General features: G+C 43.1%; 12 protein-coding genes. All 12 read right to left on the bottom strand.

Going from position 1 to position 11922, the window contains the following annotated elements:
• Window positions 1-3 precede the first annotated feature (3 nt).
• The 12 genes from EQM13_RS04900 to EQM13_RS04850 are packed head-to-tail and all read right to left on the bottom strand — an operon-like array spanning window position 4 to window position 11886.
• The gene (locus EQM13_RS04900; protein WP_128752099.1) at window positions 4-726 is read right to left on the bottom strand and encodes an antirestriction protein ArdA; all 723 of its coding nucleotides are present in this window, start codon (window positions 724-726) and stop codon (window positions 4-6) included.
• Entirely contained in the window at window positions 727-2805 is a 2079-nt protein-coding gene (locus tag EQM13_RS04895; RefSeq protein WP_128752098.1) for a type IA DNA topoisomerase, read from the bottom strand.
• A complete protein-coding gene (locus EQM13_RS18165; RefSeq protein WP_161567170.1) occupies window positions 2802-2966 on the bottom strand; it encodes a hypothetical protein in 165 nt (54 codons plus the stop codon). The genes EQM13_RS04895 and EQM13_RS18165 overlap by 4 nt, the downstream gene beginning before the upstream one ends.
• Entirely contained in the window at window positions 2963-3691 is a 729-nt protein-coding gene (locus tag EQM13_RS04890; RefSeq protein WP_128752097.1) for a DUF4366 domain-containing protein, read from the bottom strand. Before EQM13_RS04890 ends, EQM13_RS18165 begins: the two co-directional genes overlap by 4 nt.
• Complete coding sequence (locus EQM13_RS04885; protein WP_128752096.1) at window positions 3678-3929, bottom strand: DUF4315 family protein; 252 nt, start codon at window positions 3927-3929, stop codon at window positions 3678-3680. The genes EQM13_RS04890 and EQM13_RS04885 overlap by 14 nt, the downstream gene beginning before the upstream one ends.
• Window positions 3930-3940: 11 nt before the next feature.
• Window positions 3941-5701, bottom strand: coding sequence for a C40 family peptidase (locus EQM13_RS04880; RefSeq protein WP_170177306.1), 1761 nt, complete (start codon window positions 5699-5701; stop codon window positions 3941-3943).
• A gap of 10 nt (window positions 5702-5711) precedes the next feature.
• Window positions 5712-8078 carry a VirB4-like conjugal transfer ATPase, CD1110 family gene (locus EQM13_RS04875; RefSeq protein WP_454665257.1) on the bottom strand — a complete coding sequence of 789 codons (2367 nt, stop codon included), beginning with the start codon at window positions 8076-8078 and terminating at the stop codon, window positions 5712-5714.
• The gene (locus tag EQM13_RS04870; protein WP_128752093.1) at window positions 8050-8463 is read right to left on the bottom strand and encodes a PrgI family protein; all 414 of its coding nucleotides are present in this window, start codon (window positions 8461-8463) and stop codon (window positions 8050-8052) included. The genes EQM13_RS04875 and EQM13_RS04870 overlap by 29 nt, the downstream gene beginning before the upstream one ends.
• 23 nt (window positions 8464-8486) lie before the next feature.
• The gene (locus tag EQM13_RS04865) at window positions 8487-9356 is read right to left on the bottom strand and encodes a VirB6/TrbL-like conjugal transfer protein, CD1112 family (protein ID WP_128752092.1); all 870 of its coding nucleotides are present in this window, start codon (window positions 9354-9356) and stop codon (window positions 8487-8489) included.
• A gap of 13 nt (window positions 9357-9369) precedes the next feature.
• A complete protein-coding gene (locus tag EQM13_RS04860; protein WP_128752091.1) occupies window positions 9370-9585 on the bottom strand; it encodes a Maff2 family mobile element protein in 216 nt (71 codons plus the stop codon).
• A 49-nt stretch (window positions 9586-9634) separates the two neighbouring features.
• Window positions 9635-11410 carry a VirD4-like conjugal transfer protein, CD1115 family gene (locus tag EQM13_RS04855; protein WP_128752090.1) on the bottom strand — a complete coding sequence of 592 codons (1776 nt, stop codon included), beginning with the start codon at window positions 11408-11410 and terminating at the stop codon, window positions 9635-9637.
• A complete protein-coding gene (locus EQM13_RS04850; RefSeq protein ID WP_128752089.1) occupies window positions 11407-11886 on the bottom strand; it encodes a PcfB family protein in 480 nt (159 codons plus the stop codon). The genes EQM13_RS04855 and EQM13_RS04850 overlap by 4 nt, the downstream gene beginning before the upstream one ends.
• Window positions 11887-11922: the final 36 nt, after the last annotated feature.

Below are 11922 nucleotides of genomic sequence, written 5' to 3'. Positions count from 1 at the left end.
CTTTCATCGTTCTAACTCTGATTTTTTCATAGGACTTTGAAGTTTTACTGCCTGTTCTTTGGTTTTTCCAAGCTGCTCCATAACAGAGGGTTTCTCTTTTGCAGATGGCTTAAAAATTGCTTGAGGGGATACAAGAAAATCCTTGTGAATATCTCCTTTTCCACAGTAATCATCAAGCCAGAAATCATCGGATTTTATCAAATATCCGGTTTTTGTAAAGTTCCCTAATTCGTCTTTTAAGATATGTTCGCCAAAGGCTTTCGGGTCGATTCCGGCTTTCCATTCTTCGGGCATCTGTACCATACCGGATTTGTAAAGATAGTAGTTACCTAAGTCCTCCGCATTTTTTACACCGTCAATCAAAACATAATAATCCACGTTTGGGGCAAAGTCGATGAATGACTTTATATCCTTAAAAGGGGATATTTCCGCAATGGCCTCCAACTTAGCCAGTTCCGATTGGGGCAGCTCTGATAGACAGAGAGCGAGGTAATTCAACTCGTCAATATCGGTATGAACGGATAAAATCTTATCCAGTCCGGCTACATCTGTTTTAAAATCATCAAGAAATATTTCTTTAAAGTGTGTTCCATCTATGCCAATACGGTCATAGACAGCCTTTATTTCTTCTTTGGTAACAGGGAATGATACCCATTCTCCTAAGTCCCGATCTCCCTCGTCATAAGCTCTGGTGTTTACGGCAAATGCTTTGATTTCTTTACTCATTTACTTCTTGCCTCCTTTCTTTGCAGGAAACTCCATTTTAAAGTTTACATACTGACCACCCGTATCATCAAGAATGATAACAGCATCATAGGTCTTGCCTGTCTTTTCTGAATAGCAGCCTGTAAGAATGGCTTTGCCTTTTTTCAGCAGTTCTGTAGCAATGGCTTTTGTCAAAGCCTTTTTCTTCGCCGTAAAAAACTTGCTTTCTTTCCACAAGGCAAAACCGCAATTCCTGTTTTCACAACAAAAGCCTTTCTTATTTTCTATAACCGAACCTTTACAACGAGGGCATTGCCCAATGCTTTGGATTTTTGATGGAAAAAGAGTATTCGCCTCTTTGATGACTTCATAGGTGGATACAAGGTCTTTTGTCATGTAGGATATACTTTCTAAAAAGGTCTTGGGGGAAAGTGTTCCTCGTTCAATCTGTTTTAGCTGTTCCTCCCATTCGGCGGTAAGTTGTACGGACTTGATTGCCTCCGGTAAAACAGTGATAAGGGAAATGCCTTTTGGTGTCGGAATAAAATACTTTGTCTTTTTCTCTCCTTTACGCTCTGCCAGTCCTGTTTTAATGAGCTTTTCTAAAATCCCTGCACGAGTGGCAGGAGTGCCAATCCCTTTACGTTCCGCATCCTCCATTGCGTTGTTAGCATTTTCCATAGCGGAAAGCAGTGTATCGTCTGTGAAATGTTTAGGTGGACTGGTCTTGCCCTCCTTAATAGTTGCTTTAGCAGAAAAAACTTCGCCCTGGCAGGCATGTGGCAGGGCTGCATCTTTTTCTTCCTGCGTCTGTTCCTTTTTATCAGCAAGGTAGAGTTTTTCAACCGATTTCCACCCATCATCAAGAATGCTTTTTCCCTTTGCACTAAATACAGAACTGTTACACTTTGCTGTTATGACGGTTTCCGCATAACGGCAGCTTTCGCCCACAGCACAAACCAAACGCAGAGCAATAATCCTTAAAATTTCCTGTTCTCCATAAGGCAGAGATTGAATGTCGCAATTCTTTACGCTCATAGTAGGGATAATGGCATGGTGGTCGGATACCTTGCTGTTATCTATGACCTGTTTCATGTTCACAGACGGATTTTGGAGCGAAAAAAATCCTGCGGCGGTTTCTACCACAGCAGGAACAGTATCTTTCATATCCTCCGTTAAGTAGCGGCTGTCTGTACGGGGATAGGTTACAAGTTTCTTTTCATAAAGGTTCTGAACATATTCGAGGGTCTGCTCTGCGGTAAAACCAAGCTGTCTGTTAGCCTCTCTTTGGAGCGTAGTGAGGTCATACAATTTCGGCGGCTTTTCTGACTTTTCCTTCTGTTCCACCGTTTCAATGGTAACATTCTGACCGTCACAGTCATTGCACAGAATCTCAGCCTCTTTTTTGTCTTGAAGTTTTTCTCCCGATACCATAAAACCACCTAAATCAAGCTGTACGGTATAGAATGGTGTTGTACGAAAAGCAGAGATATTTTCCTCACGCTCCACCATCATGGCAAGGGTCGGGGACATCACTCTGCCTACATTTAAAGTCTGACCATAGAGGACGGAAAACAGGCGAGTGGCGTTAATGCCTACAATCCAGTCTGCTTTGGCTCTGCACAGAGCGGACTGGTACAGCAGTTCATAATCTGATCCATTGCGGAGATTACGAAATCCCTCGGCTATGGCACTTTCCTCCATAGAGGAAATCCAAAGTCTTTTAACAGGCTTTTTGCAGGAGAGCTTTTCATATACCAATCGGAAGATAAGTTCTCCTTCACGCCCTGCATCGGTAGCAGCTACAAGTTGTGTAACCTCAGTGCGTTTCATCAGCTCTCCAATAATTTTCATTTGCTTTTCCTTGCCTTTTGAAATGACATACTTCCAATCAGGGGGCAGGATAGGCAAATCCTCATATTGCCACTTAGCATATTTCTCATCGTAGGAATCGGCAGAGGCAAGCTCCACCAAATGCCCCACACACCACGATACAAGGAAGTCCTTTCCCTCCATGTATCCGTCTTTTCTGTCCGTAGCACCGATAACAGCAGCAATGCTCTGTGCCACAGATGGTTTTTCCGCTATTACTAATTTCATTCTTTCACGCTCCTTTCTTCGAGGTTGGGGATAGGTTCGTTATTTGTCTTATCCCTTTTCTCACTTTTTTTATCATTAGGGGCGGGAGTTTTTTTCTCCTGCTCGCACTTAGGCTTTTGCACCATCATTTTTTCATAAACACTGTCAGTGAAGTAGGTCATAGGCTGTCAGCCTCACTTTCTTCCGCTCCCTCGACTTCATACTCTTTCTCATATTCGCCCTCGTCAGTGTCCTCATCATCCTCAAAGTCATATTCCTCCAGTGCGGTATTACCTTTGGTATTCGGCTTATTTTTTAGCACCTTGAAATAGTAAAACGCACCGCCTACGATCATGCCCACAATTAGTAAAAGGAGTAACGTACCGCCTGTACCTCCATCTTTTTTTTCTTTTGATTCAGGAGCATGGGTCGGCGTTGTGGTCTTTCCGGTACATTTGGTCAGGTCATTTTTACAAAGAGGACAATTCGGGTCTACCTTTCCATCTTCGCAAAGGTCGGTACAATTACATACCTGTGGCACTTGAGGTTGTTTTGTGGTTTCTCCCTCAATGAGTGCAAGCAAATCTGCCTCGTCTACAAGATTTAAGAAATAGACATTTTCCTTATCACCTGCTCGGTCAATTACCAAGTAAAAGTAATTTCCGTTTTTGGAAACAAGGGTTACAAACTGTTTATCCTCGGCGTTTTCCCCTGCAACATCATCTACAAGGGTCAGATTACCGTCGGGAGTGAGGGGAACAGGGTCAGACTTTGGTATTTCCGTTACTTCGGGTATAAGCGGGATTTCTTCTTCGCCACCTCCTGCAAAGGCTGTAGCAGGAAAGATGGTAAAGCAAAGGACAACTGCAAACAAAGCAGCAAAAATACGAATATTACTTTTCTTCATGGATGGTTTCCTCCTGTTTTTGATTGAAAAAAGACGCATCGTTTTTCTCACGATACGCCTTTAAAAATTCAGATAACTCGATGGTATTCATTTTTGTACTGCGGACAAGTGCCACAATCTCTGTGTTTTCAATCCCCATTTTCTGCTGTTCCAGTTCACGGAGCTTTTCTTGTAATTCCGCAATCTTTTCTTTAGTCTTTGAGATTTCCAAAAGGATTTTTTCTCTTTTTTTACTCATGATATTCCTCCTTAATTCAAACGCCCATAGGCATAGAAATGCTCTATCCAATAAGGAGTGGTTACAGAGGCATACTGTATGGGATTTCCGCAGTGAATCATCATTCCGTTTCCAACGTAAATGCCCACATGGGATACTGCACCGCTGCTTGCATAAGTTCCAGTGAAAAAGATAATATCACCGGGTCTTGCCTCGTTTGGGGGGATTTTAGCAGCTTGATTGAAAATGCCCTGTGCCGTTGTCCGGCTCATCGGGTATACACCCGATTGGTTTAATACCCATGACACAAAGCCGGAACAGTCAAAACTGGTACTGGGAGAGCTGCCTCCCCACACATAGGGATAGCCTAAATATTTTTCCGCCTCTTTGATAAGGGCGGCAAAGTCAGGGTCAGTCAGTGCATCGGGCGGTATGTCATAATCAGTATATTCGCCCTTGTTGGGAGCATAGATATTGCCCTCAAACAAGTAAGGCTTGTTGCCTTGTGTTTCCATATACACGCCAAACATTTTGTGCTGTTCGTCAGTCAAATGGCTCTCGGCAAGAATACTGATGTCCTTATTCTTCAGCGTGACGTGAAGAATGTAATAATCGTAAGGGACTTCTACGGTATAGGTATCACTATGGGTATTCCCGTCCTCATCTGTCCATGTATCGGTGCGTGTTTCTGTGCGGTAACGCACCTGTACTTCTTCCCGGACAGTAAGGGTATATTGCTGGTCAAACAAGGCTCTTAATTCTGCTTGCACCTCAGACCTTTTATAGACTTGTAGCTTTGCTGTCAGGTAAGAGGCAAGGGTGAATGGGTTATGTCCGATTTCATCTAAATGATATTGGTACTCGTCATAACCTGAATACTGGCTTTCAATATTGTCAATGCGTTCCTGCAATGCTCGTTCCAGTGCCTCGTAATCCTCGTCTACGGCAACAATGTCCTCGTCCTCGGAAGTATAGGAAGTACCTACCACGCTTTGAAAGCCGCCCTCCAGCATAATGGAGCAAGAAGAAACCGCACTTATCAAAAACATAATAACTGCCCCAATTCCAAGAGCAATCAAGATTCCCTTCTTATTTCTGACAAGAAACTGTGTGATTTTTTCAGCGGCACTTGCTGTCTTTTGAACCGCCACTTTTGTATTCTTAGCCGCCTGATGAGCTGTCTTAGCACCTTTTCCATAACGGTTGGCAATATACTGTTTCTTAATCGCCTGCTTTTGCTGCCAACGGGAAATGGGATTGGTCATGGAATCAGGATTATCTCTTAAACTTTTATGATACAGATAATTGACCTCGGCTTTGACCGTCTGTTTTTCTGCTTTGGCAAGCTGACGGTAGGGTCTTAATTTATGGCTGCGGTAGGCACTTAATACCCGCCCTGCTCCAAACTCTATCCCTTGTTCCGTCTTATGTGCCGCCTCCACACCAACATTATCCTGTTCGCTCTCACGGATTTCCTTATGAATTTTATTAAGCAGCTCCCTTTGTGGAATGGTTTTAACAGCATGGGACAGCTTAGAGGGTGGCTTTGGCTTATCCGTTTCTTCAAAATATAAACGCACCTTTGCTTTGCCTGTTTTGGCATCAAAGGTGCGTTCTGTTGCAAGGCTTTTTATCTTTGGGACTTTTGCCTGTGCCTTTTCTAACTTATCTGCCGCTTTTTCTGCTTTTTTTAGCGGCTTTTCAAGGATAGGGTCGGAGCGTTCTTCCTCGGTAAAGGTAAGCCTTGACACTTTACCCGCAGGACGAAATGGTCTTTTGCTCTTTCGGCTCATAAAGCACCCCCTAATCCTTTTCCGTTTCATTCGGCTTCGTGGTCATGATACGGTAAAGCTCCGTATCTTTCGGGAATTTATCAGCAAATGGTAAAATCACATTGCCGTAAAACAGTAGTCCTTCTCCCTCGCCCGATTGGGTCACATAAGAAAGCTGATGAGGAGAGATGTTAAGCTGCTTTGCAAGAATTTGTCTATCCCCCGACGCTTGATTGAGCATATAGATGAAATCAGAGTTTTCAAAGATATTCTCCACCTCACGAGAGGATAGCAGGTCTTTGACATTCTGCGTAATACCTGTAGGAATCCCTCCCCACTTTCTAAACCTTTTCCAAATTTCCACGCTGTAAGCCGCCGTTTGTTCTTCTTTCAGCAGCAGATGAAACTCATCCATGTAGTAACGGGTCGCACGTTTCTCAGCACGGTTTACCGTTACCCTGTTCCAAACCTGATCCTGCACTACAAGCATACCTAACTTTTTAAGCTGCTTACCCAACTCCTTGATTTCAAAGCAGACAAGGCGGTTTGTGATGTCCACGTTGGTACGATGGTTAAATACATTAAGCGAACCTGTCACATAAATTTCAAGGGCGGCTCTGATATGCTGTGCCTCTTTTTCTCCTTGACTTTCAAGGGCATTATACAAATCCTCCAAAATCGGCATCTTTTCGGGTACGGGGTCGGCAAGGTAGTCAGCATAAATAAGACGGACACAGCGGTCTATAATACTTTTCTCCACAGGCTGTAGTCCCTCTTTCCCGCCTACAATCAGCTCACACAAGGACAGGATAAAGTCAGATTTCAACGATAAAGGGTTTTCATCTTCGCTGTAATTTAAGTTAATGTCCATTGGATTTACATAGTCCGTGCTTGTGGGAGAGATTTTTACCACCTGTCCGTTTAGGCGGTTGACGAGAGGATAATACTCTGCCTCTGGGTCACAAATGATGATGTCATCGGTAGTAATGAGAAAGATATTTGCAATCTCACGTTTTGCAGAAAAGGACTTGCCACTGCCGGGCGTTCCTAAAATTAAGCCGTTAGGATTTTTCAGCCGTTTTCGGTCTACCATAATAAGGTTGTTGCTTAGAGCATTTAAGCCATAATACAAAGCCTCGCCGCTTGATTGAAATAGCTCCTGTGTGGTAAAGGGAACGAAAATTGCGGTAGCAGAAGTAGTTAGACTTCGCTGAATGGCTATCTGATTGAATCCAAGGGGCAGAGAGGACATAAAGCCTTGCTCCTGCTGGAAGTCCAATCTTACCAAAGTGCAGTTATGTTTTTGGGCAATCCCCGATGCCTGAAATACGATATTTTCAAGCTGTTGTTTGGTGTCCGCAGTGTTCATTACAAGAAAGGTCATAAGAAACATTCTCTCGTTTCTGCTCTGTAAATCTGCAAGGAGTTTCTTCGCCTCTCCACCATACGTAGCAAGGTCAGAGGGGATAATGTCCATGTCATAGCCGGAACGAACTGCCTTTTTCTGTTCCTCAATTTTCATTTTATCAAGGTCTGTAATCTTTCGCTTGATGGTCTTGATTGCCTTTGTTTGGTCAACGGACTGAATGTGCATGGTAATTAACAGGTTGCTTTCCATATCGAGGAAGTCAGCAAGTACCCTGTCATTGAGTTCGGGTGCAAGTATCTGCAAAAAGGAAACTGCACCATATTTACCGCCTGTTTTAAATGTCCTGCCCTCATGAAACTCAAAAGAGGACGGAGCAATAAAATCTTTTGTAGACAATCCTGATGGCACAAGCCATTTCCAATCAAAGCGAAAAGGCTCATTCCCGTCCATTCTAATCATATTATGGCAGAGCTTTAAGCGTTCCTTTCCGTCAAGGGACTCCACCGATACTCCAATCCGTTTTAGTCCATTCCACAGGTCATTTTCAATCCTCTCTAACCTCGGCTTTGCAATTCTAATGCTGTCTGCTTCAATTCCAAAGGTAAGATATTTCGTTTTCGTCAAACCGTTATTACCCTTTGCAAGTTGATTATGGAGCATATCTGCATATTCAGTACGGATACTGTCAAAATCGTCCTGCTGTGGCTTGATGGAAATACTGCTTTCATAATCCTTTGCGTTGGCGGTCATGTTGAGAAAGGAAAACTGAAATTTAATGGAGCTATCAAAATAGTTAAGGAAATCACACCAGCTTTCAAAAATTGCGGTCTTATCCTCATTTTGGGCGAGCTGGTAGTTGATGTCCTGAAAGCGTATGGTTTTTGTGTAGAACCGATCCATAACATGGCAAATCCCATCGGGGAACATACGCAGATAGGGGATACTGTCCTGTGCTGATTTTTCCTTTTTATTGGTATTCCTTGCCCGTAAAATAGCGGTGCTAATTTCCCGTCTGTCTGCCTTTGTCAGCTTTGGACGGGTTGGTTTTTTTGCGTGTAACAATGTACTTTACCTCCTTATCCAGCATTGCTTGCCGCATGATAACGGCATAAAAATTGTTTGTTTTATAGGGTCTTTGTTTTGGATTTAAGAAACGAACCTCTAAGTAATGCTTTGCGATTATTTCAAGGGGTTGCCCATGTTTTTCGTACATAGCCAGCATGAAAAAAGGCATCATAGCAAAAATCATAATAAGCGTTGCAGCACTTGTATTCGTTCTGTCCTTTAACAGAAAAAACAAAGGCAATCCAACCAACAGAGCAAGGGAAAAGCAGATGAGCTGCCTTTTCGTCAGGTTGAACATGACCTTTGTTTTCACATTGCTTAAATCCTTTGGTACAGGTACATAAGCCATAAAATCCTCCTTTCGTTCTGCCCTTAGTGGGCATTAAAAATGCTCTTTGCCAGTGAGCCTGTCTTAAATAAGGTAAAGCACAAGAGTACCGTGTACCCTACACAAGTCCAAATAGCACCCATAATATCGCTGTCCGTGGCAATGGATTGTACTAATACTGCATAGATTCCTACGCATACCATAATGAGAAAGGCTTGAAAACCAAGAGCCAGCATTGCCCTCAAATAGTTCTGTCCCATACTGCCCCATTCACGGTTTGTCATGGTGGCAAAGGGGATTGCTCCAAGGGAAGTCATGAGATAAATTTCTATCATACGCCCATAGATGACGATAAAAATGCAGATGGTCAGGGCGTGCATGGTTAGTCCTATAAACATACTTTGCAGCCATATTCCAAGCAGTGAGCCAAGTTCCATTTCCATGAGGCGAGTTTCCATATCTGCTATGACAGTGGCAATGTCCATGCTGGTGTCGGAAATAATTACGCCTGCGGCGTTAGATACGATGTGCTGTGATACATCAAAAATCCCCATAATGATGTTAAAGGTGCTGGTAATAATCATCACAGCCACAAAGGTTTTGAAAATCCACTTAAAAAACATAAAAGTTTCAATATCATGGAGATTGTTTTTCTCAATGACCATTTGTATCAGTTCGTAGCACATCACAAAGGTCAGGATAATGCCGGCAATGGGGATAATTACGGTGTCGGAGAGGGACTGTATCATAGAGAAGACACCGCCATTCCACGTTGACGGTGTCTTTCCTACCTCCCCTGCGATTTCGCCAACACTTTGGTTGACGTTATCGAACATCCCCGACAAATTTCCCGTAATACCACCGACTAACATCTCTTTGAGCCATTGGGTAATACTGTCGATGATACTTTGCATAAAGTGTTACCTTTTAACCGAACAAGCCGGAAAGCAAAGGTACAAGGGTTATGCCAATCAGTGCTACGCCACCGCCTGCCATGAGTTGTTTCATGCCTTGACTTTTTGCACCAGGGTTATCGTTGCCGTAACCTTCCAAAAGGTTAATAACACCCCAAATACCAAGTCCTGCTCCAAGAGCGATAACAAGTGTCTGCAATACATCAACTGCCTCATTAAAAAATGCCATAATTAAATCCTCCTAATTTGTTATTTTGTTTTTGGGTAAAAAATAACCGCTACTGTGCGGTTTCGGGTTCGTCTGTGAGGTCGATTTCATAAACATCATACACCTCATTAGGCTTTGGTTTTAGTTTTGTGGACAGATACTTTTCAATATCAAAAGTGTTTCTTTTATCAAAGTCCGATAAGTATTTATAATTGGGGTGCTGTGTAATGTCATACTTTTCGGAGAGAAATGGGCGAACACCTCTTAGCTGTAAAATGCACTTGCCTCCATCCATGACAGCAAGCTCATCCATACTCATAAGCTCCTTTCCCAGCTTTTGATAATTAAGCCCGTAACTTCTTTGTGACCCTCTGGTGTCGGAAGTGTTAAACATATCAATGGTTTCTTTACCGAGGGTTTCTGATAAATCCTTGAGGGTAGTTTTTTCCTTGCCCCCAAGAAAAATCATACTGTCGCAGTTACCGATAATGGTATCGGCGTTGTCTTTATACAAAGCCTTTAGCTGGCTTTGTGCCTGTAACACAAGGCAGGCAGAAATTTCACGGCTACGGATTGTAGCCATCAGTTTTTCCAATTTTGGTATCTGCCCGATGTTTGCAGCCTCATCAATCAGACAGCGGACATGAACAGGAAGTCTGCCGCCGTACACATCGTCTGCTTTATCACAGAGCAGATTAAAAAGCTGTGTGTATGCCATAGATACCAAGAAATTAAAGGTATCATCTGTATCGCTGATGATAATAAACAGGGCGGTTTTCTTATCGCCCAAGGTATCAAGCTCCATTTCATCGTAAGCAGTCAGCTCACGCAGTTCTCTAATGTCAAAAGGAGCAAGCCTCGCCCCACAGGAGATGAGAATAGATTTTGCGGTTTTGCCTGCCGCCAGTTTGTATTTCTTGTATTGTCTTACGGCAAAGTGCTGTGGGTCTTTTTCCTCTAAGGCATCAAACATTAAGTCCACAGGATTTTTAAAGTCCTCATCATCTTCACGCACCTCAGAGGCATTAATAAACTCAATGAGGGTGGAGAAGTTCTGCTCATGTTCAGGAGCTTCAAAATAGATGTATCCAATGAGAGCCGTATAGAGCAGGGTTTCTGCCTTTACCCAAAAGTCATCACCTGCCTTACCTTCGCCTTTGGTATTGGCAATGAGGGTGGTAACAAGCTTTAAAATGTCCTTTTCACTCCTAATATAAGCAAAAGGGTTGTAGTGCATGGACTTCTTGAAGTTGATGGTGTTAAGGATTTTGATTTTATATCCCTCACGCTGTAACAACTTCCCACATTCCACAACAATGCTGCCTTTTGGGTCAGTTACCACATAGGAGCTGTGGCATTGCATCAGATTGGGTTTCAGCCAAAACCTTGTTTTACCAGAGCCGGAACCGCCCACAATCAGCACATTTTTATTTCGTGCGTTCTTAGGGTTTTTGGGGCGGCTTGACATCATAAGACGTTCTGTCTGTGTCAGTATTACATTGTTTCGGAATACGAGGTCTGCAAAAGGTCGTATATCTTCGGCTTTGCCCCATCTTGCAGAGCCATACTCTACACCTTTTCTGTATTTCTTAGCGTTTTTCCCTTTGATATAGACAGCAAGACGGATTATAGCGGCAAACACGATACCAACCAATAAATCCCGTGGATACAGGCTCGGAAGTAGACTGCTAAAGGCAACCGAAAAACCGTCCATAAGATTCAAGATTTTGTCCGCCATCTCAAAGCCTGCGGCAAGCTGCCATGCCTGTGATACCTTTGTAAAGAACAGAGCAAGAAACAGGTAGGGGATATTCAGGATAAGGAGCTTTTTAAGTTTTGTATTCATCGGCTTTGCTCCTTCTCCCTGTTTTTTACCCTGTCGGTAATGGTGTTCTTCACAAGCTCGGTAAACTTTTTAAGTTGTGCCAGCACAGAGGGTCTTGCCGCTTGCTTCATGGTCTTTGCGGTAAACTCAGTAAAAGCAGAAGTAATGGCATCAGCATCTCTACCTTTGAAAAAAACAAGGTATTTCGGCGGTGTGACGGACTTATCCTTTTTGATCGCAAAGTCTACACCGTATTTCCTTGCCACACGTTCAAAACTTTTGATATTCTTATCCGTTACCTCAATGTTACTTAATCCTTGATTTTGCTTGGCAAGATCTTTGATACTCTGCTTGCCATGAGGAATTTCAGGACTATCCCTGCCTTTATTTTTCTGTGCCGCTAAAAATTTAAGGATTGCCGCCTTTAGCACATGCCCTGTCAGTTTACCTCCGTTAATAGCCAGTGCAACGGTTCTGTTTTCTACTTCTTCCTGCATGATAAGTACCTCCTTTCATGGGTTTTAAAATACTCG

The organism is Acidilutibacter cellobiosedens (assembly GCF_004103715.1).
GTDB lineage: Bacteria > Bacillota > Clostridia > Tissierellales > Acidilutibacteraceae > Acidilutibacter > Acidilutibacter cellobiosedens.
Note: the sequence above shows the minus strand (reverse complement) of the source record. Positions and strands in the feature narration are given on the sequence as shown.